This window comes from Catenuloplanes sp. NPDC051500, from assembly GCF_044454585.1.
Lineage (GTDB): Bacteria > Actinomycetota > Actinomycetes > Mycobacteriales > Micromonosporaceae > Catenuloplanes.
In genome coordinates this window covers 175,139-196,433 of record NZ_JBITDX010000003.1, presented here as the reverse complement: position 1 = coordinate 196,433, position 21,295 = coordinate 175,139, and the positions used below count along the sequence as shown (strand labels likewise).

The following is a 21,295-nucleotide window of genomic DNA, read 5'->3' as shown; positions in this document are numbered from 1 at the left end:
TCTATCCCCTCTGGCTCGCCGCGGCCGCGCGGGCGGCCTGCGGGAGCGCCGCAGCGATGATCTCCAGTGCCTCGTCGTCGATCGCGCCCGAGACGAACCACGACTCGAACGCGCTTGGCGGCAGGTACACGCCGAGCGCGAGCATCTCGTGGAAGAACGCCTTGAACGCGTCGCCGTCCTGCGTCTTCGCGGACGCGTAGTCGGTGACCTCCGCGTCGGTGAAGAAGATCGAGAACATGCTGCCGGCCGTGGAGAGCCGGTGCGGGACGCCTGCCTCGGACAACGCCTTCGTGGCCAGGCCGCCGATCGTCTCCGCGGTGGCGTCCAGCTTCCGGTACAGCGCGTCGTCCGCGAGCCGCAGCGTGGTCAGGCCCGCGGCGCAGGCGAGCGGGTTTCCGGAGAGCGTGCCGGCCTGGTAGACCGGGCCGGCGGGCGCGAGCTTCTCCATCACGTCGGCGCGACCGCCGAACGCGGCCGCGGGCAGGCCGCCGCCCATCACCTTGCCGTAGGTGAACAGGTCCGCGTCGACCGGGTCGAGCCCGGTCCAGCCGTTGCGGGAGAGCCGGAAGCCGGTCATCACCTCGTCGACGATCAGCAGCGCGCCGTGACGGTGGGCGATCTCGGCGAGCTGCCGGTTGAAGCCGCTCTTCGGCTTGATCACGCCCATGTTGCCCGGCGCCGCCTCGGCGATGACGGCCGCGATGTCCGGATTTTTCGTGAAAGCTTCCTCGACGGCCGCGATGTCGTTGTAGGGCACCACGATCGTCTCGGCCGCCGACGCGCCTGTCACTCCGGGCGAGTCCGGCAGCGCAAGCGTGGCCACGCCGGAGCCGGCCGCGGCGAGCAGCGCGTCCACGTGGCCGTGGTAGCAGCCCGCGAATTTGACGATCTTGGAACGGCCGGTGAAGCCGCGGGCCAGCCGGATCGCGGACATGGTGGCCTCGGTGCCGGAGTTGACCAGGCGGATCGCGCCCACGCCGGTGCGCGCGACCATCTCCTCGGCCAACTCCACCTCACCCGGGGTCGGCGTGCCGAAGCTGGTGCCCTTCGCCGCCGCTGCCTGCACCGCCGCGATCACCTCGGGGTGCGCGTGGCCCAGCAGCAACGGACCCCAGGAACAGACCAGGTCGACGTAGCGGCGGCCGTCCGCGTCGAACATCCACGGACCCTCGCCGCGGACCATGAAACGCGGCGTGCCGCCCACCGCCCGGAACGCGCGCACGGGCGAATTGACCCCGCCCGGCACGATGGCCTTGGCGCGGTCGAACAGGGCCTCTGAGGCCGGAGCATCGGCCGGGTGGCGGCCGGTCTCGGCAATGTGTGAGTCGCTCACGGTTCGCCCATTCTGTCAGCGCCCGGCGCAACCCGGGCAACCACCCCTGACCAGGAGTTGTCCGCGTCACCGGGTGCCGTCGACACCCCGGACGGGTTTCTCAACAGGCTAGCGAGAGCAGATCGCGATAGTCTGACCGCGTGGAGCGTCCTGAGCTGTCCATCGCGGTACAGCGCACCCCCGGCGAGGTCGTGCTCAAGCTCGCCGGGGAGATCGACATGCTCACGGTCGGTCGACTATCGAGCATCGTAAATGAGATGGTGGCCGATCCGCCACCGCGCATCATCCTCGACATGGGCGGCATCACGTTCTGCGACTCTCAGGGTCTCGGAACGCTTGTCGTGCTGTCGCGGAAGGCGTCGTTCGCTCAGAGTGTGCTGATCCTGACGAACGTCGGCGACTTCCTGATGCGCGTCCTCGACATCACCGGGCTGCGATCCGCCCTGATGATCCAAGCCTGATCGGTTGAGTTCAGCCCTCCCGCGTGACCTCGATCTCGCGATTCAATCCCGCCTGAGACGCGGAAACTCGGCCCGACCGCGCCATCACCACCCCACGCGTGGCAGCGGGTCGCGCCGCTAAACGCGAGGACGACGGAAGTCGCGTGTTCTTCTCCCCCGCCGCGCGAAACCGGCTCCGATGCCGGGCGTAAAGCGGAGCGCCAGCGGAGTCTTGGTGCTTGGTGAGGCTCGCCCGCGGGAGCGACTCTGTTGCCATTCGCGGCCGGCCGTTCTGGGGAACCACGATCGAAGAGGGCTGGGCGTGGTGAGTCGTTTCGGCTGGTCGTTGCACTTGGGGAGCACGAGAGCAGCACCGGCCGTCGCCTCAGCGGCTGCGGGCCGAGGCGACTGCGGCCTGGTGGGCGCAAGGACCGGCACCGAGGCCGCGAGTTTCGCAGATGTGCGGGCCGGTCGCGGCACTTCGGCAAGCCTCAAGACCGGCACCGAGGCCACGAGTTTCGCAGGTATGCAGGCCGGCCGCGGCACTTCGGCAGGCCTCAAGACCGGCACCGAGGCCGCGAGTTTCGCAGGTATGCGGGTCGGTCGCGGCACTTCGGCAGGTCTCAAGGCCGGGCACCAATGCAGAGCCACACCGGATCCGAAGATGTCAGGACACAGCCATGCTCACGACCCGCCTCATGCAGGTTCGCGGTCAATGTCGGCGTTCGAGCGCTGAGCGCCCGACATTTCGACATATAGACGTCGTCTTGTGCGTTCATCCTGACGCCGAGAGATCAGTAAGGCCCGCGTCAAGATCCTTGCGGTTCTGGTGGCCCCTATCCGAACGCGATAAGGGCCACCAGAACCGCAAGGATCTTGCATCCCGCCAGATGGACGCGAGATCCCGAACAACGAACCAATCTCGGCGCGAAGCGCCCGAGCTGCCATTGCCCTGGCGCGGCGACACATGAGAGCCAAGATCGACTGGCTCTTCGGCAGCTCACGGCTTCGGCGCTGGCCCTTGCGACCGCCAAACCGCAGCCGCCCAGACCAGCCGCCGCTAGACGATGACCGCGCTGCCCCGCGTGCGGCGAGACCGCCTACCGGCCGGACCAACCCACCAGACTCCTGGCCTCGATTCCGGCCCTTCGATCGCGAGGCTCCAGACCGCCGCACACGAATGGGCAGCAGAGTCGGGAGCATGCGGGCCGCACCACGCTGGAAGCGGGAACATGATCTGGATCTTCGCAAAGCCGGACAGCCAGCCACCCGGCCCGAGGGCGGCAGGGCCGGGTCTGTGGGGCGTCCCCGGATCAGCCCACGTCAGCTGCCCCAGCGGGCCTTTTCGAGGATGCGGACGGCGCGGGTGATGGCCTCGGGGTTGGTGTGGGCGTCACGGAGGGCGGTCAGGGACTCGTCGACCGCGTCGGTGAGGGCGGCCCACTGGGACTCGCGCTCGCGTACCGTCTCGGCCTGCATCTGGAGTTGGCGGTTCTTGGACCACAGGTCGACGAAGACGGAGACCTTGGCGCGCAGCACCCACGGGTCCAGGGGCTTGGTCAGGTAGTCGACGGCGCCGACGGAGTAGCCGCGGACGGCCAGGTGGGAGTCGCGGTCGGCCGCGGTGAGAAAGATGATCGGGACGTGCCGGGTGCGTTCGCGGCGCTTGATGTGCGCGGCGGTCTCGAAGCCGTCCATGTCGGGCATCTGGGCGTCGAGCAGGATGACCGCGAAATCGTCCATCATCAGCTGCTTGAGCGCGGCCTCGCCGCTCTCCACCGCCACCGGGTGCACGGCGATGCCCTGCAGGATCGCCTCCAGTGCCAGCAGGTTCTCCCGGCGGTCGTCCACAAGCAGGGCCCTCGCCATGTCCGTCATCAGTTGATCTCCCGCCCGCTGCCGTTGACCCAGGCGGCCATGAGCGAGATCAGCTCGTCCAGGTCGACCGGCTTGGTGATGTAGTCGCTGGCCCCGGCCGCCAGCGCCGACTCACGGTCGCCGGGCATTGCCTTCGCCGTGAGGAAGACGACCGGCAGCTCGGCGAACCGGTGGTTGCGCCGGATGCTGCGGGTGGTCTCATACCCGTCCTGGTCCGGCATCATCGCGTCCATCAGGACGATGTCGACCTCCGGGTGCTCGGCCAGCAGGCGTACCCCGTCGGCGCCGTTGTCCGAGTAGAGCACTGTCATGCCGTGCAGCTCCAGCGCGCTCGTCAGCGCGAAGACGTTACGCACGTCGTCGTCGATGATCAGCACGGTGGCGCCGTCGAGTTGGCGGCTGCCGGGCTGATTGCCGCGCTCCTCCTCGATCGGCATGGTGAGCATCGGCATCGGCGGCAGCGCGGGGCCGGCCGGGAGCGCCTGGACCGGCTGCTGCGGCGGCGGCGCGGGCACCACCGAGTCCGGGACCAGCACGTCCGGTACGTAGAGCGTGAACGTGGAGCCGTGGCCGGGTGCGGACGAGACCGTGATCAGGCCGCCGAGCAGGTTCGCGAAGCCGCGGCTGATCGACAGGCCGAGGCCGGTGCCGCCGTACTTGCGGCTTGTCGTGCCGTCCGCCTGCTGGAAAGCCTCGAAGATCAGCGACAGCTTGTCGTCGGAGATGCCGATGCCGGTGTCAGTCACCGAGAACGCGATCACCCGGTCCGCGGCCATCAGCGACGGCACCTCGAACCGCAGCTCGGCCGGGGCGTATCCGATGCCGAGGCTGACCGCGCCCGCGTCGGTGAACTTCACCGCGTTGGAGATCAGGTTGCGGAGGATCTGCTGGAGCCGCTGCGCGTCCGTGATGATCGAGGTGGGCAGGTCGCCGGCGAGCGCGACCGAGAAGTCCAGCCCCTTCTCCTCGGCCTGCGGCTTGAACGCCTGCTCGACGTAGCCGCACACCTCGTCCAGCGCCAGCTCGGTGGCCTGCACGTCCATCCGTCCCGCTTCGATCTTCGAGACGTCAAGGATGTCGTCGATGAGGGAGAGCAGATCCGAGCCCGCGCTGTGGATGGTCCGGGCGAATTCGATCTGCTTCGCGGTCAGGTTCTCCTCCGAGTTGTCCGCGAGCAGACGGGCCAGAAGCAAGAGCGAGTTCAGCGGGGTACGCAGTTCGTGGCTCATGTTCGCCAGGAACTCCGACTTATAGGCGGAGGCCCGGGACAGCTGCTGCGCCTTCTCCTCAAGGCCGATCCGGGCCATCTCGATCTCGCGGTTCTTCGTCTCGATGTTGCCCTTCTGCTCGGACAGCAGCTTCGCCTTGTCCTCCAGCTCCGCGTTCGTCCGCTGCAGCTCCGCCGACTGTTCCTGCATCTCGTGCGCGAGGCGCTGGGACTGGGCCAGCAGCTGCTCGGTGCGCCGGTTCGCCTGGATCGTGTTGAGCGCGACGCCGATCGTGCCGACCAGCCGCCTCAGGAACGACAGGTGCAGCTCGGAGAACGGGCTGACGGCTGCGAACTCGATCACGCCGAGCAGCTCGCCCTCGAAGATCACCGGGGTGATCACCAGGTCGGCGGGCGGCGTCTGGGCGATCCCGGAGCGGATGACCAGGCGCTGGTCCGCGGCGGCGCCGACCCTGATCATCTCGCGGGAGATCGCGGCCTGGCCGACCAGCCCCTCACCGGGCGCGAACGTGACCTCGTTGTCCCGGGCCACGTAGCCGTAGGAGGCGATCAGCCGCAGCCGGGTGGCCGCGTCGTTGTGGTTCGCGTCGCCGTGATCGATCATGAAGAACGCGCCGACGTGGCCCTCCACAAGCGGCGTCACCTCGTGCATGATCATGCGGCAGACCTCGCTGATGTCCCGTTGGCCTTGAAGCAGACCACCGATGCGGGCGAGGTTCGAGTCGAGCCAGCCCTGCTCCGCGTTCTTCTTCGTGGTGTCCCGGAGCGTCATCACCATCTGGTTGATGTTGTCCTTCAGCTCCGCGATCTCGCCCATCGCCTCGACCGCGATCCGTTGCGACAGGTCGCCGCGGGTCACGGCCGTGGAGACCTGGGCGATCGCGCGCAGCTGGGTGGTGAGCGCGGAGGCGAGCTGGTTGACGTTCTCGGTGAGGTCGCGCCAGGTACCTGCCACACCGCGCACCCGGGCCTGGCCGCCGAGCTTGCCCTCGATGCCGACCTCCCGGCCGACCCGGGTGATCTCCTCCGCGAACGACGAGAGCTGGTCGACCATGGTGTTGACAGTGGACTTCAGTTCCAGGATCTCGCCCTGCGCGTCGACGGTGATCTTCTGGGAGAGATCGCCGCGGGCGACGGCTGTGGTCACTGACGCGATGTTTCGCACCTGGGAGGTCAGGTTCGAGGCCATCGAGTTCACGTTGTCGGTCAGGTCGCGCCAGGTGCCACTCACGCCCTTCACCTGGGCCTGACCGCCGAGCTTGCCCTCGGTGCCCACCTCGCGGGCGACTCGGGTCACCTCGTCGGCGAAACTGCTCAGCTGGTCGACCATGGTGTTCACGGTGGACTTCAGCTCAAGGATCTCGCCCTGCGCGTCAACGGTGATCTTCTGGGAGAGGTCACCGCGCGCGACGGCCGTGGATACCTGGGAGATGTTACGGACCTGGGACGTCAGGTTGGACGCCATGAAGTTCACGTTGTCGGTCAGGTCGCGCCAGGTCCCGGCCACGCCACGCACCTGGGCCTGGCCGCCGAGCTTGCCCTCGGTGCCCACCTCGCGGGCGACTCGGGTCACCTCGTCGGCGAAACTGCTCAGCTGGTCGACCATGGTGTTGACGGTGGACTTCAGCTCAAGGATCTCGCCGCGGGCGTCGACGGTGATCTTCTGGCCGAGATCGCCCTTGGCCACTGCGGTGGTGACGGACGCGATGTTGCGGACCTGGGCGGTGAGGTTGGAGGCCATCGAGTTCACGTTGTCGGTCAGGTCGCGCCAGGTGCCACTCACGCCCTTCACCTGGGCCTGACCGCCGAGCTTGCCCTCGGTGCCGACCTCGCGGGCCACGCGGGTGACCTCGTCGGCGAAACTGCTCAGCTGGTCGACCATGGTGTTCACGGTGTTCTTCAGTTCGAGGATCTCGCCGCGAGCATCAACTGTGATTTTTTGCGACAAGTCACCTTTTGCCACGGCGGTGGAGACCTGGGAGATGTTGCGGACCTGGGAGGTCAGGTTGCCGGCCAGCTGATTCACGTTCTCGGTGAGGTCGCGCCAGGTGCCGGCCAGGCCGCGGACCTGGGCCTGACCGCCGAGTTTGCCCTCGATGCCGACCTCGCGGGCCACCCGGGTGACCTCGTCGGCGAAGGAGGACAGCTGATCCACCATCGTGTTGACGGTGTCCTTCAGCTCCAGGATCTCGCCCTGGGCCTGCACGGTGATCTTCTGGGACAGGTCGCCGTTCGCCACCGCGGTCGAGACCTGGGCGATGTTGCGGACCTGGGCGGTCAGGTTGGAGGCCATCGAGTTCACCGAGTCGGTGAGGTCCTTCCAGGTGCCGGCCACGTTCGGCACCTCGGCCTGGCCGCCGAGCTTCCCCTCGGTGCCCACCTCGCGGGCCACCCGGGTGACCTGCTCGGCGAAGAGCCGGAGCGTGTCGGTCACGCCGTTCATCGTGGACGCCAGGTCGGCGACCTCGCCCTTTGCGGAGACGGTGATCTTCTGGGACAGGTCGCCACGGGCCATCGCGCCTGCCACGTCGGAGATCGACCGCACCTGGTGGGTCAGGTTCGACGCCATGGTGTTGACCGAGTCGGTCAGGTCCTTCCAGGTGCCGGAGACGCCGCGCACGTCCGCCTGGCCGCCCAGCTTGCCCTCGGTGCCCACCTCACGGGCCACGCGCGTGACCTCGTCAGCGAAGGAACTCAGCTGATCCACCATCGTGTTCACGGTGCGGCCGATACGGAGGAACTCGCCGCGCAGCGGGCGGCCGTCCATCTCCAGCGCCATGTGCTGCGACAGGTCACCCTCGGCCACGGCCACGATGACCCGGGCGATCTCAGTCGTCGGGCGGCCCAGGTCGTCGATCAGCGAGTTGATCGCCCGCGCCCACTTGGCCCAGTCGCCCTCGTACGCCTCGTCGTCGAGCCGCTCCGCTAGCTGACCGTCCCGGCCGACGATCCGGCTGATCCGGCGTACGTCAAGGTTCTGCCGCTCCTGGAGCGAGACCACGTCGTTGAACGCGTCGGCGACCTCCCCGGACAGCCCGCTGCGCCGGGGCAGGCGGACCTTGAGATCGCCCATCCGCACGTCGCGGAGCGCGTCCGCCAGTTCGGCGAGGAACGCCGTCTCCTCGGACGGGGGCGTGAGAGTGCTCACAGGGTCAGCCGCGACTGCGGCAGCGCGGGTCTGTTTCGCCGTAGTCATGGAAAGGTCCTCGCAAGCTGGCGGATGGGGATGTTCCGGGCGTCTTACCACGCCGGGCGCGGGGTCGACCATGTCATCATTGCGCCTTTCACCCTTCGGGTGCGAGCGTCCGGCTTGGAGAGGGCCACCCTTTCAGTGGAGGATGCAAGCGTGTCAGCCGAGGCCAGTGGCGGGCCGGACCGGGTCCGCCAGGAGCACGTGCGCCGGGTAAGGCTGCCCGCGGACCGGCGGACACCCGCCGCGGCGCGGGCCGTCGTGCGGGCGGTCCTCGGCGAGGGCGGCCTTGACGAGCTGCTCAACGAGGCGTTGCTGCTGACCACCGAGCTGTCCACGAACGCGGTGGTGCACGCCCGGACCGAGCTGGAGATAGAGGTCGTCGCGGACGGCCACGGGCTGACCGTCACGGTCACCGACTTCGCGGCCGGGCAGCTGGAGACGCTTGCCGCGCGTCCGCGTACCGAGGAAACCGATATTTCGGAAGTGTCCGAACGCGGGCGTGGCCTACTGCTCGTCGACCACTTCTCCAGCCGGTGGGGCACCACCCATCTGCGGCACGGCAAGGGCGTCTGGTTCCGCCTCGACCGGCACGCGCCGGCGTCCGCGGCCGACGGCCGGCTGCCGGAGATCGGGCCGCCGGAGAGCGCGGTCGGTGACGGCGCGGCGCCGAGTGCCAAGGCGCTCGCCACGCTGCTGCAGTCCGCGCCCGACCCGTACGGCGAGGACGCGCTCGGCGACTTCGCCACAGATCTGCTCGCCCGCGTGTGCGAACTGGTCGGTGCCGCCGGCGGTGTGGTCCGGCTCGACCGCGGTGACGGCGGTGGCCAGCAGCTGCTCGCGCGGTACGGCCGCGCACCCCGGCCGGACACGCCCACCGTGCGGGTGCCGCTCGCGGTGCACAGGCCCTACAGCGGTGAACTCGAACTCGACACCGCCCCGTCCGGGTACGCCGCACCGCTCGCCACGCTCGTCGCCGAACGTCTCTCGCTGCACCTGGAGAACGACCGGCTCCGCCGCGCGGACCTGCGCCGGCAGACCTGGCTCACGTTCCTGGCCGAGGCGAGTGAGCTGCTCGCCCAGTCGCTCGACGTCGAGCTGACCATGGCGCTGATCCCGCAGCTTGTGGTGCCGCGCCTCGGGCAGTGGTGCGCGGTGCACACCACTGACGAGTGGGGGCGCCTGGAGCTGGCCACCGCAATCCACGCGGACGAGTCGGCGCTCCCGCAACTGCATGCCGCGCTCAAGGAGAGCGGGCCGGACTCCGCGCTCGCCCGGCTGCGCGAGGTGTCCCGTACCGGAGGGCAGGCGGCGCTCGGCGCGCCCACGGACGGCATCGCGCTGCCGCTGATCGCCCGTGGTCAGGCGCTCGGCACGCTCGCGGTCGGCCGGCACAACCGCCAGCGCCACGATCCGGACGAGGTCGCGGTGCTTGAGGACGTGGCCCGCCGCGCCGGGCTCGCCATCGACAACGCACGCATCCACGACGAACGGCGGCGGGTGGCGCGTACGCTCCAGCAGTCGCTGCTGCCGCCGGTGCTGCCCGTGGTGCCCGGCATCGGGTTCGCCGCGGAGTACGTGCCGACCGGCTCGGACACCGAGGTCGGCGGCGACTTCTACGACGTGATGCCGCTGCCGGACGGCCGCTGGCTGGTCGTGGTCGGTGACGTGTCCGGCAAGGGCGTCCAGGCCGCGGCCGTGACCGGGCTGGTGCGGGACGTCATCCGGGTGCTCGCCCGGGACGGGAAGCCGTTGCCGGAGGTGCTGGCCCGGCTCAACGACACGCTTGTCGAACGCGGCGGCGGGCGCTACTGCACGCTTGCGCTCGCGGCGATCGGGAAGAACGCGTCCGGGCTGCTCGACACGACGCTCTACCTCGCCGGGCACGACCGGCCGGTGCTGATCCGGTCGGACGGGCGGGCCGAGTTCATCGGGACCGGCGGCACCGCGCTCGGCCTCATCGACGCGATCGCGTCACCGGCTACTGACGTGCAGATCCGCCCGGGCGACGCGCTTGTCTTCTACACGGACGGCGTCACGGAACGCCGCCGTGGCCGCGAGCTGTTCGGCCCGGAGCGTCTCCGCACCGCAGCGGGCCCGCTGGCCGGCTATTCGGCGGACGTGGTCGCGGCCCGCCTCCGTTCCACAGCGATCGGCTTCTCGATAGATCCGCCGCGGGACGACATCGCGATTCTTGTGCTCCGGAACGAGCCGTAGACGCCCGCCGGTTTTTCGGGACCACCCACGGGTGGTGAGCCCGCGGGAGCGTGCGGGCCGCGACCACCCACCGAGTGGGAAAATCTGACTGTGATGGGGTCAACGCGGCGTGACGCGGACGCCGCCGGACGATGTGCTCTCGTGCAGTTCCAGACGGTGGATGCCGGTGCCGCGCGGGATGTCGAAGACGATCAGGCCGGTGACGGAGCGGCCGGGGCGCAGGTCGGACGGGAAGACCTGCCGGTCGCCGTTGGCGATCAGGCCGGCGACGGTGTCCGCGGCGCAGATCCGGCCGGAGGAGAGCACGGCGCGCTGGGCGGCGTCGGAGATGGTCAGGCGGCGGGTGCCGAGGTTGCTTGCGCTCAGCTCGACCAGGCAGAACTGGCCGGTCGCGGCCTGGCTGGAGAAGAGCCCGTCGAGCGCGTCGAGGCCGCAGCGCACGCCGTGCACTGTGAACGCGATCCGCTCGTCGCGGACCGGCTGGTTGAGGCCGGCGCTTGGCAGCAGGCTGTTCAGTGCGGTCCGGTGCAGGTCACGGCCCCAGGTGATCACGGCGAGCCCGGCGCCGAGGCAGCAACAGGCGGAGATCACTGCCGCGGCGAGGCCGACGATCAGCGCAATCTTGGCACCCTGGCTGGAGAACGGGATGAGCGGCTGCTTGTCGTGGCTGCTCATCCCGCCTCCCGGGCTGTCGGTGACAGTCCGATTCTAGGCTTCTGCCCTATGTGTCAGGATGCGTTCGCGCGACCCAGCCGGTCCAGGATCCAGGCGAGGACGAACGCCTCCTCCTTCCACGCGTCGTAGCGGCCGCTCGGGCCGCCGTGACCCGCGCCCATCTCCGTCTTGAGCAGGAACGTCCCGTCCGGCACCACGTGCCGCAGACGGGCCACCCACTTCGCCGGCTCGTGGTAGAGCACGCGGGTGTCGTTCAGACCGGTCATGGCCAGAATCTGGGGGTACGCCTGCTGCGTCACGTTCTCGTAGGGCGTGTACGACTTCATGTAGTGGTAGACCTCGGCCGATTCGAGCGGGTTGCCCCACTCCTCCCACTCGATCACGGTGAGCGGCAGCGACGGGTCGAGGATCGAGTTGAGCGCGTCGACGAACGGCACCTCGGCCACCACGCCGGTGAACGCCTCCGGCGCCAGGTTCGCGATCGCGCCCATCAGCAGGCCGCCGGCCGAGCCGCCCCGTGCCACCATCCGGTCGCTGGAGGTCCAGGCGGCCTTGGTCAGGTGCTCGGCGCAGGCCACGAAGTCGGTGAACGTGTTCCGCTTGGTGAGCGTCTTGCCCTCCTCGTACCACCTGCGGCCCATCTCACCACCGCCGCGCACGTGCGCGATCGCGAAGACGACGCCGCGGTCGAGCAGCGACAGCCGGGCGATCGAGAAGTACGGGTCCATGCTGGACTCGTAGGAGCCGTAACCGTAGAGGACAAGCGGCGCGGTACCGTCCCGCGCGATGCCCTTGCGCGCCACGAGCGAGATCGGGATGCGGGTGCCGTCCTCGGCCGTGGCCCACTCGCGGTGCTGCTCGTACGCCCCCGGGTCGAAGTCGCCAAGCACCGGCTGCCGCTTGCGGAGCGTCATCTCACGGGTGATCAGGTCGTAGTCGTAGACCGAGCCCGGCGTGACGAACGAGGCGTAGTGCAGCCGGATCTCGGTGGTGTCGTACTCCGGGTTCGCGGTGAGGCCGACGTCGTAGAGCGGCTCCGGGAACTCCAGGTCGAAGCTGTCCGTACCGCCGGCCGGAAGCACGCGCACGCCGGTCAGCCCGTTCTTGCGAAGCGACACCACCAGGTGGCCGGCGAACGCGTCGACCGACTCCAGCCGGGTGCCGGGCTCGTGCGCGATCATCGGCACCCAGTCACCCGGGTTGTCGGCCGACGTGTACGCCAGCGCGAAGTCCTCCGCGCCGTCGTTGTGCAGGATCAGGAACCGGTGGCCGTGGTGCTCCACCGAATATTCGACGCCCTGCCGGCGCGGCGCGACAAGCACCGGCTCGCTCAGCGGCGCATGGGCCGGGATCGCCCGTACCTCGCTGGTGATCTTGCTGCTGGCCTCGATCAGGATGAACTTCTCCGACCGGGTCAGACCGGCGCCCACCCAGAACCGCTCGTCCGGCTCCTCGAACACGATCACGTCGTCGGTCGCGGGCGTGCCGATCACGTGCCGCCAGACACGGTACGGCCGCCAGGCGCTGTCGACGGTCATGTAGAACAGCACGGAGCCGTCTGCGGACCAGGCGCTGCCGTACGACACCTCCGGCACGGCGTCGGCAAGCAGCTCGCCCGTGGTCAGGTCCTTGACCTGCAGCGTGAACCGCTCGTCACCGGCGAAGTCCACCGAGTAGGCCAGGCGGCGTCCGTCCGGGCTCACGTCGTACGTGCCGAGCGCGAAGAACTCGTGCCCCTCGGCCAGCACGTTGCCGTCGAGAAGCACCTCCTCGCCGTCGAGCGGCCCACCATCAGGCGGCACGGTCTCGCCGGGCGCGACCGCGCGGCGGCAGTGGATGCCGTACTGGCTGCCCTCCGCGGTGCGCGTGTAGTACCAGTACTCGCCCTTGCGGGACGGCACGGAGAGGTCAGTCTCCTGGGTCCGGTCCTTGATCTCGGTGAAGATCTTCTCGCGCAGCCCGGCCAGGTGCGCGGTGGCCGCGTCCGTGAACTCGTTCTCCGCGGTGAGGTAGGCGATCGTCTCCGGATCGTCCTTGTCGGTAAGCCAGGCATAGGGGTCCACGACCGTGTCGCCGTGGTGCGTGCGCTCGGTGGGCACGCGCTTCGCGATCGGCGGTCGGGGTGTCTCGGTGGTCACGCCTCCCCACGTTACCGGCCGTGCACGGGCGCGCCCGGAACCGTGCACAGAGATCTTGCGGAAAGTCGTTCGAACACGTGTACGATAAACCGCGGTTGCCGACGGGTGGGGGATGGTCATGGGAGCGAGCACCGGTGACACCGTGCTGCGCCGCCTGCTGGAGATCTGCGGCCCGCAGTTCGCCCGCGCCGGTGGCCCCGCCGACGCGGTCGCGGGCGTCGAACCCCGCTGGGTCGCGGCCCCACCGCACTCGGAGGCCACCGGGGACCTGCTGAGCCAGGCCGCCCGGGACGGCCTCTCGGTCGCCGCACGCGGCGCCGGCACGAAGATCGACTGGGGCGTACCGCCGGACGGTCTGGATCTGGTCCTGGACATCGGCAGGCTGGCCGGTCTGCGCCGCCACGCCGAGGCCGATCTGCTGGTCGAGGTCGGCGCCGGCACGCCGCTGCGCTCCGTCCAGACGGTGCTGGCCGGCGTCGGCCGCCGCCTCGCCCTCGACCCACCGTCCGAAGGGCCCACGATCGGCGGCGTCCTGGCCGCGGACGAGACCGGCCCGCTCCGGCACCGCTGGGGCTCCCCGCGCGAGCAGGTGCTCAGCCTCCGCTGCGTCACGCTCGACGGCGAGTTCCTTGAGCTGACCGGCGATGCGCTCCGCGCGTTCGGCGACGCGGGCGGCTTTCCCGGCGCGTTCGGTCACGCGGGCCTGCTCGGCGGCTATCCCCGTCGCCCCGCGCGTCTGTCCGGCTGCGCCGACCCGCTACCCGGCATCATCACCGCCGCCACGCTGCGGGTGCTGCCCCGCCCGGGCGCCCGGCTCTGGGTCTCCCGCACCGTGTCCAGCCCGCTTGAGGCGCGCGACCTGGTCCTCGGCATCCGGGCCTCGCCCGTCCATCCGGACGCCGTCGAGCTGGACCTGCCGGCCGGGCGGCCCGCAGGCATCCCCCGCCAGCGCGGCACCCGCGACATCGCCGGCACGCTCTCGATCCTGCTTGAGGGCGATCCGGCGCCGGTCGGCGTCCGCTCGGCGGTCCTTGTCGACCTGCTCGGCGGCGATGCGAAGACGTCCGGCGCGCCGCCGCACTGGTGGGGCCGGGTGCCGTTCGACACCGGCGAGATCGGGCTGCGCATCGACGTGCCACCAGCCGACCTGCACGCCGCGGTCTACGCACTGCGCGACGCGCTCGGCGCCCCGGTGCCGGTCCGCGGCCGGGCCGGCGTCGGCGTCATCCACGCCGCCCTCCCCGCCGGCCTGACGCCCGCACGCGTCTCCGCCCTCATCGACGTGCTCCGCGGCATCCTGCTGGCCCGCGACGGCTCCTGCACCGTGCTCTCCGCCCCGGCTCCGGTCCGCGCGGTCGTCAACCCGTGCGGACCCTGACCGTCACGCGGCCCGCAGCTCGTCGGCCGCGGTGCTGGCGCGCAGGAAGAACATGCTGACCGCGACGGTCGCCAGGACCGCGAGAAGCGCGCCGCCGGTGAGCAGCAGAAGGCCCTCCACGGGTACCGGGACCGCGTGCACGATCAGGTCCAGGTCGACCTCCCGTAGGTAGGGCGCGCCAAGCACCGGGTCACTGCAAACCGGACCCTCGGTCAGGCAGATCGTGCCGTTCGTACCGCCGGACGTCACAGTGTTCCCGGTGCTTCGCGTCATCAGCCAGCCGACCACTGCCGAGATCAGCACCGACGGCACTGCCGGCGCGAAGAGCTGCCAGACGACCGACCGGCCGATCACGCCGCGCGGCACGCCGGAGGCGACCAGGGAGGCGTAGGCGCGGCGGCGCGAGACCAGACTCTCCCCGGCCGCGACCAGCAGCGCGACCGCCGCGATGCCTACCGCCATCGCGATCGCCAGGTTCACCAGGTCCATCGCGTTCATGTAGAAGTCGTTCGCCGCGGGGTCCGCCATCATCGTCTCGCCGACCGCGGCCATCCACAGCCGGTCCGCCTCCACGTCGGCCGCGTACTGCGCGGCGAACTGGGCACGGACGCCGATCGAGACGCCGCCGACAAGCACGGCGGCCAGCAGCGCGGCGAGCACCCGGCTGCCGCTCCACGGATCGGTCATCAGCCGGCTGCCGGCCAGCAGCATGGCCGGAGTGCGCCCCCAGCGCCGCAGCACGATGCCCACCACATAGGAGATGGAGCTGGTTCCGGCGATCACGCCGACCGCCAGGCCCACCGACACCGCGAACAGCACCGGCAGGATCACCTGCGCCGGAATCCGGCCGACCACGCCACGGTCGAGCGTCGAGGCCAGCGGCCCGGACGCGGCGGCGACACCCACGCCGATCACCAGCAGCAGCGCCGGCCAGGTGCGGGGCGTCCGGAGCCGGTCCGACTGCCGGGCCACGCCGAACGGCGTGACCCGCACACGGCGTAGCAGCAGCGCGCCGAGCAGCATGGCGATCGCCGGCAGCGCCAGGCCGACCGCGGTGACGACCCAGACCGGCGGCAGCACGTCGGTGGGCAGCCACAGCTCGCCGGCCGCGTTCCGCCGGTCCAGGACCACCCGGCCGCCGAAGAAGAGCCCCAGACCGGCGAGCGTGCCGATCAGCGTGGCCAGGCCGGCCTCGACCGTAACCACCGCGAGCGTCTGCGCGGGCGTTGCCCCGGCCAGCCGGATCGCGGCCAGCCGCCGGTCGCGGGCCGGCGCGCCGAGCCGGGTGCACTGCGCGGCCAGCGCCAGCACCGGCACGCAGAGCAGCAACAACGCGATCGCGACGCCCGGGCGCAGGCCGGGCTGCTGGAGCAGGTCGGACTGGTACCAGGGCGCGTCGCCCCCACGGATGGAGAGCACGGTCGCGGCGCTGAGCACGGCGACCGAGGCCAGTGCGGCGCTGACGCCGGTCAGCGCGACCCGGAGCGTGTCGGTGCGGGTGCCGGCCAGCGCGAGCCGGACCGCGGCGCCGGGCCTCACCGGACCACCGCCATCGCGTCGGCCAGCTCGCCGTCGCGCATGACGATCTCGCGGTCCGCGTACCCGGCGATCCGGGGCTCGTGCGTGACGAGCACGACCGCGGTCCGGTGCGCGCGGGCCAGCCGGACCAGGTGGCCCATCACCTGCTCGCCGGCGAGCGTGTCAAGCGCGCCGGTCGGCTCGTCCGCGAACAGCACGCGCGGCTCGGTGACAAGCGCGCGGGCCAGCGCCACCCGCTGCTGCTGACCGCCGGACACCTCACCCGGGCGCTGGCCGGCCAGATCGGCCACGCCGAGCCGCTCCAGCCAGGTCAGCGCCGCGGTCCGCGCCGCTCGCCGCCCCGTGCCGGCGAGCAGAAGCGGGAGCGACACGTTCTCCGCCGCGGTGAGCTCCGCGACGAGCTGGCCGAACTGGAACAGCACGCCCAGGTCGGAGCGGCGCAGCCGGGCGCGGGCCGACTCGGGCATCAGGTCGACGCGCTGCCCCCGGTAGACGACCTCGCCGGCGTCCGGCCGGAGGATGCCGGCCAGGCAGTGCAGCAGCGTGGACTTGCCGCACCCGGACGGGCCGGTCACCGCGACGATCTCGCCGGCCGCGATGTCGAACGTGACACCGCGCATCGCGGGCGAGGCGCCGTACGACTTGACCAGCCCGCGTGCGGAGAGGATTGCCTCGTTCATGATCGAACACCCCGGTTCGGATCGGCGACGCGCGCGATTGTGGTGTCCATCCACCGCAGGTCGGCGTCGAGATGAGAGATGGCGAAGTCGGCGGCGATGACGTCGCCGAGGCCGGACTCCGGGTCGAGCTTCGCCGCGGTCAACTCGCGCAGCCGTTGCTGGTGCGCGGCCCGCTGCGCCGTCAGGTAGCGCCCCGCCTGTCGCCCGTCCGCGGCAAGCAGCGCCACCATCACCTTGGCCAGCAGCGCGCTCGCCACGAACGGGGCGGGCGCCTCCACCTCGGCGAGCCAGGCCTCAAGCCGCTCGCGGCCCTGGTCGGTGAGCGCGAAACTGGTCCGCTCCGGGCCGCTGTCCCGGTCGCGGTCGCCCTCGGCCACCAGGCCGTCCCGCTGGAGCCGGCCGAGCGTTGCGTAGACCTGGCCGAACGCCAGCGGCTTGGCCCGCGGCAGGCAGGCGTCGTGGGCGCGTTTGAGCTCGTATCCGTGCTTGGGTCCCTCGGCGAGCAGCCCCAGGAGCACGTGGCTTGTGGACATGGCCGCTACTATTCACTCAGCGAATAGAAGCTGTCAACCGATCCGGGGGTACGAAAGCGCAGCTCAGCGGCCCGACAGGCCGCCATGTCACAGTGCTCAACGCCGATGTCACAGTGCTCAAAGCTGGCGCAGCGCTCAAAGCCGGCGCAGCGCTCAAAGCCGGCGCAGTGCGATGACCGCGATGTCGTCACTCATCTCCGGGCCGGTCAGCTCGGTCAGCAACCTGTCACAGAAGTCGTCCAGGCGATCGTCGATGCCGGAGAGCGCCACCCCGGCAAGCGCGCTGAAACCCTCGTCGATGACGGCCTCGCGCCGCTCGATCAGGCCGTCCGTGTAGAGCACGAGCGTGGCGCCCGGCGGCACGACGAACTCCGCGTCGGCCGGGCGGTCGGCGCGCAACCCGAGCAGTGGGCCGCGCTCCTCTATGTAGGTCGCGCGGCCGTCCGCGATGAGCAGCGGCGGCAGGTGGCCGGCGTTGGCCATCTGGACGTGACCACTGGCCGGATCGATGAACATGAGGCAGACGGTGGCGACCTCGCCGGGGAGCAGCGTCAGCATCAGATGGTTGATCCGGGTGAGCACGGCGCCGGGCTCGTGTCCGTCGACCGCGTAGGCGCGCAGCGCGTGACGCAGCTCCGCCATCACGGTGGCGGCGTGCAGCGAATGGCCGGACACGTCCCCGATCGCGACCAGGAGGCGGCCGTCGATCATCGTGAGCTCGTAGAAGTCGCCGCCGATCTCGGTGTGCGCGCTGGCCGGCTCGTAGCGGCGGGCCAGGTCCAGGCCGGCGACGATCGGCAGACTGCGGGGCAGCAGGCTGCGCTGGAGCGTGATGGCGATCCGGTGCTCCTCGTCGTAGGAGCGCTGTGCCTCCACCGCGGCCGCGATCGCCTGGGCGAGCTGGCGCAGCACCGGCGCACCGGGGATGTTGTAGGAGGCCGGGACCGCGACGTAGACCGCCGGGCGGTCCGGGCGGATGCGGGTGGCGGCCACGCCGACCTCGTCGTTCTCCGGCCAGGCCAGCAGCGGCCAGGCCTCGGGCGGGTCACTGCGGAACGAGGTACCGACGGAGGGCTCCCGGCCCGGCTCCGGGGTCCACTGGCGCAGTGTCGGCTGCTGCTCCGGCCCGTCGCTGGTCGCCGCCCAGAAGTCGCCGTCGCCGGTCGCGGTGACCACCGCGGCGGGCCCCTCGAAGATCTTCGCGGTGCCCGAGGCCGCGGCCTCGAGCAGTCGGAGGAAGTCGGGCGCGGAGTTGATCGCGAGCGTGGTCTCGGCGAGCAGCGCCATCCGCTGGGCGAGCAGCTCGGCCTGTTTGCGGGCGCGGTAGTAACGCAGCACCGCCTGCGCGGTGGCGACCAGTTCCTCCGGCTCGATCGGCTCCACCAGGTACGCATCCGCGCCCCGGTTCAGGCCGTGCGCGCGATCGGACACGTCGACCGCGTGCGCGGAGACGTGCACGACCGGCAGCGCCGCGTGCTTCGGATTGCCCTTGATCTGCTCGCAGACGTCGAAGCCGGACATGTCCGGCAACCGCACGTCAAGCACCACCAGGTCGATCGGCTTGGCATCGACCATCACCAGCGCCTCGGCACCGGTCTCCGCCTCCACGATTGTGTAACCGGCGCGGCTGAGCCAGCTCACCAGCAGGTAGCGCTTGGTGGGGTTGTCATCGACCACAAGCACCGTCGCCGGATCGACCTGCACCCTTATCACCCCTCGTCGCGCTTTGCCGACGCCGGCACAGCGGGCCGGCGAGGCAGGACGACAGTGAACACGCTGCCCTTGCCGGGCTCGCTCGCCATCCGCAGGAAGCCGCCGAGCAGCGTGACCAGCCGCCGCGCATATGGCAGGCCGAGGCCGGTGCCGGTGCGCCCGGTTGAGCTGCCCGGCACCTGGTAGAACTCTTCGAAAATACGCTCGTGCAGCTCCGCCGGGATGCCGCGGCCGGTATCCGAGACCTCGATCTCCCAGTCGTTCGGCCCGGTCGCCGCGCGCAGCGACATCTCGACGGTGCCGCGTTCGGTGAACTTGATCGCGTTGGTAAGCAGGTTGCGCAGCACCTGGGCGAGCAGTGCCTCGTCCGAGACGACAATCGAGCCGGGCGGCGGGTCCTCCACCAGCAGCTCCACCTCCGGACGGGTGATCACCGCGCGGGACGTACCGCGAAGCTGGCCGAAGAGCGCGCGCAGATCCACCTCGGTCCAGGTCGGCTCCAGCCGCCCGGCCTCCGCCTTCGCCAGGTCGAGCAGGTCGTTGACGAGCGTGAGCAGGTCGGTGGCGGAGCCGCGGATCAGATCCACGTGCCGCGCCTGCTCGGGCGTCAGCGGGTCGGAGCCGGAGTCGGCGAGCAACCGGGTCAGGCCGATGACAGCGGTGACCGGTGCGCGCAGCTCATGACTGACGTTCGCCAGGAACCGGCTCTTCGCCTCGCTGGCGGCCTTGAGCTGCGCGGACTTCTCGTCGAGCTCGTTGTAGAGCGCGACCACGCCGCGGTTGGTCTCCTCGAGCTCCTGGGACAGCTCGTTGTAGAGCGCCATGACGCCGCTGTTCGTCTCGGCAAGCTCGTCGCGCTGGGAGCGGACCTCGTCAAGTGCGGCAAGCAGCTCACGGTTCTGCACGGCCAGCTCGTCGAGCGGCGTGCCAGGCTCGTTGGCGGCCAGTTGCTCGCGCAGCGCTGCGATGCGCTCGCTGGTCAAAGGCGCGGCGCCGATCGGGAGACGGCGAGACAGCCGCACACGCGTCGCACTCTCGCCACCATCGGTCTCCAACCCGTCCACCAGACGCCTTACGGCGGTCACCACCGGGACGCCGGCAAGTACGGCGGCCGCCTCCGGTCCGGCGACAATCTCTACCACCAGCCTAGGAGGTGTACCCGGTTCCGCAACAAATGCCACGTCCGCGCCGCCGGGAACGGCGAGCAGCGTGCGGCCGAGCTCGCTGAGCGCGGTCGCCAGCCGAATCTGGTCCTGGTGCTCCACGCCGACCGCGGCCGCCACCTCGCGCCCGCGCTGCCGGATCACGAAGATGTCGTGCTCGCGGCGCAGGGCCATCCTGAGCAGCACGTTGCTCATGACGGCAGCCTCGCGGCAAGCACACACGCGTCGTCGCGGCGCACGCCGGCATCGCGCATCACTGTCGCCGCTATCAGCACCGGCGAGGACGAGCTCAGGCCCGGGTAGTCGCCGGGCTGCCAGCGGTCCACGACGCCGTCCGAGTGCATCACCAGGGCGGCGCCGCGGCTGATCGGGTAGTCGTACTCCCGGATCTGCCGCCGTTGGTGACCGGCGATGCCCGGCAGCGAGACCAGGCCGCGCCGGCTGATGCCCTCGATGATGGTGCCCGCGATGTTGCCCAGCCCGGAATAGCGCACCACACCGGCCGCCGCGTCCAGCTCCGCGATGGCGAGCGCGGCGCCGCGCGTGTGCGAGATCTCACGGTGCACGATCTCAAGCAGAGCAGCCGGGGGTACGGCCGGAGCGTTACGGAACGAATTCACCGCGGCATGGCTGGCGGCTGCCGCAAGCGGCCCGTGCCCGAGGCCGTCGGCGACCATCACCTGGTGCCTGCCGTCGGCGACGCGGATCTCGTAGGCGTCGCCACTGATCTCCTCGCCGGTGATCGGGCGGGTGACCGCGGCGGCCCAGGCCGGCTCGGGAGTCTCAGCCGGCCACACCTGCACGGCGAACGCGGTGCCCTTGCCCGGCACCGAGTGGACATCGGTCCAGCCGGCCTGGCGGACGATCGCGCCCAGCCCGATGCCCAGCGTGCCGGACGTGGAATGTCCGTCGCGCATGAAGCGGGCCAGATCTGCCATGCCGGGGCCGGAGTCGACCGCGAGCAGCTCCACGCCGGCGACGTCGCCGCTGCGCACCGGGCGCAGCAGCAGCGTGCCCTCGTTCGTGTGCTTGAGCAGGTTGCCGGCCAGCTCCGCCGCTACGATGGCCAGGTCGGCCGTGCGCTTCTCGGAGAGGTCGAGGCTCTCGGCGAGGCGGTCGGTGGCGCGCCGGACCGTGGACACCACGCTGGCGTTGTCGATGCGAAACCAGGTGCCCTCGTCGGACATGTG

Annotated in this window: 14 protein-coding genes; 3 read left to right on the top strand and 11 right to left on the bottom strand. The window is 70.7% G+C overall.

Annotated elements, in window-relative coordinates:
- Position 1 precedes the first annotated feature (1 nt).
- The gene (hemL, locus tag ACIA8K_RS07475) at positions 2–1,333 is read right to left on the bottom strand and encodes a glutamate-1-semialdehyde 2,1-aminomutase (protein WP_396056034.1); all 1,332 of its coding nucleotides are present in this window, start codon (positions 1,331–1,333) and stop codon (positions 2–4) included.
- A 140-nt stretch (positions 1,334–1,473) separates the two neighbouring features.
- On the opposite strand from hemL, the gene ACIA8K_RS07470 reads away from it, so the two are divergent.
- The gene (locus tag ACIA8K_RS07470; RefSeq protein ID WP_396056032.1) at positions 1,474–1,794 is read left to right on the top strand and encodes an STAS domain-containing protein; all 321 of its coding nucleotides are present in this window, start codon (positions 1,474–1,476) and stop codon (positions 1,792–1,794) included.
- Between the two features lie 1,302 nt (positions 1,795–3,096).
- Here the strand turns inward: ACIA8K_RS07470 and ACIA8K_RS07465 are convergent.
- The gene (locus ACIA8K_RS07465) at positions 3,097–3,651 is read right to left on the bottom strand and encodes a two-component system response regulator (RefSeq protein ID WP_396056030.1); all 555 of its coding nucleotides are present in this window, start codon (positions 3,649–3,651) and stop codon (positions 3,097–3,099) included.
- Positions 3,651–8,075, bottom strand: a complete 4,425-nt coding sequence (locus ACIA8K_RS07460; RefSeq protein WP_396056028.1) for a HAMP domain-containing protein — start codon at positions 8,073–8,075, stop codon at positions 3,651–3,653. Before ACIA8K_RS07460 ends, ACIA8K_RS07465 begins: the two co-directional genes overlap by 1 nt.
- Positions 8,076–8,225: 150 nt before the next feature.
- On the opposite strand from ACIA8K_RS07460, the gene ACIA8K_RS07455 reads away from it, so the two are divergent.
- A complete protein-coding gene (locus ACIA8K_RS07455) occupies positions 8,226–10,286 on the top strand; it encodes a SpoIIE family protein phosphatase (protein ID WP_396056026.1) in 2,061 nt (686 codons plus the stop codon).
- A gap of 99 nt (positions 10,287–10,385) precedes the next feature.
- On the opposite strand, the gene ACIA8K_RS07450 is transcribed toward ACIA8K_RS07455, so the two are convergent.
- Together ACIA8K_RS07450 and ACIA8K_RS07445 are read right to left on the bottom strand one after the other, a co-directional pair.
- Positions 10,386–10,961 carry a DUF4352 domain-containing protein gene (locus tag ACIA8K_RS07450; protein ID WP_396056024.1) on the bottom strand — a complete coding sequence of 192 codons (576 nt, stop codon included), beginning with the start codon at positions 10,959–10,961 and terminating at the stop codon, positions 10,386–10,388.
- 53 nt (positions 10,962–11,014) lie between these two features.
- Entirely contained in the window at positions 11,015–13,099 is a 2,085-nt protein-coding gene (locus ACIA8K_RS07445) for a S9 family peptidase (RefSeq protein ID WP_396056023.1), read from the bottom strand.
- Between the two features lie 118 nt (positions 13,100–13,217).
- On the opposite strand from ACIA8K_RS07445, the gene ACIA8K_RS07440 reads away from it, so the two are divergent.
- Entirely contained in the window at positions 13,218–14,477 is a 1,260-nt protein-coding gene (locus ACIA8K_RS07440) for an FAD-binding oxidoreductase (RefSeq protein WP_396056021.1), read from the top strand.
- A 3-nt stretch (positions 14,478–14,480) separates the two neighbouring features.
- On the opposite strand, the gene ACIA8K_RS07435 is transcribed toward ACIA8K_RS07440, so the two are convergent.
- The 6 genes from ACIA8K_RS07435 to ACIA8K_RS07410 form a co-directional block, all read right to left on the bottom strand.
- Positions 14,481–16,016, bottom strand: coding sequence for an FtsX-like permease family protein (locus ACIA8K_RS07435; RefSeq protein WP_396056019.1), 1,536 nt, complete (start codon positions 16,014–16,016; stop codon positions 14,481–14,483).
- Positions 16,013–16,696 carry an ABC transporter ATP-binding protein gene (locus ACIA8K_RS07430; RefSeq protein WP_396056017.1) on the bottom strand — a complete coding sequence of 228 codons (684 nt, stop codon included), beginning with the start codon at positions 16,694–16,696 and terminating at the stop codon, positions 16,013–16,015. The genes ACIA8K_RS07435 and ACIA8K_RS07430 overlap by 4 nt, the downstream gene beginning before the upstream one ends.
- On the bottom strand, positions 16,693–17,229 hold the full coding sequence (locus ACIA8K_RS07425) for a PadR family transcriptional regulator (protein WP_396056015.1): 537 nt from the start codon (positions 17,227–17,229) through the stop codon (positions 16,693–16,695). Before ACIA8K_RS07425 ends, ACIA8K_RS07430 begins: the two co-directional genes overlap by 4 nt.
- 153 nt (positions 17,230–17,382) lie before the next feature.
- Entirely contained in the window at positions 17,383–18,939 is a 1,557-nt protein-coding gene (locus ACIA8K_RS07420) for a SpoIIE family protein phosphatase (RefSeq protein ID WP_396056696.1), read from the bottom strand.
- Positions 18,939–20,300, bottom strand: coding sequence for a sensor histidine kinase (locus ACIA8K_RS07415; RefSeq protein WP_396056013.1), 1,362 nt, complete (start codon positions 20,298–20,300; stop codon positions 18,939–18,941). Before ACIA8K_RS07415 ends, ACIA8K_RS07420 begins: the two co-directional genes overlap by 1 nt.
- Positions 20,297–21,292: a SpoIIE family protein phosphatase gene (locus tag ACIA8K_RS07410; RefSeq protein WP_396056011.1), complete on the bottom strand. Its 996-nt coding sequence runs from the start codon at positions 21,290–21,292 to the stop codon at positions 20,297–20,299. Before ACIA8K_RS07410 ends, ACIA8K_RS07415 begins: the two co-directional genes overlap by 4 nt.
- Positions 21,293–21,295: the final 3 nt, after the last annotated feature.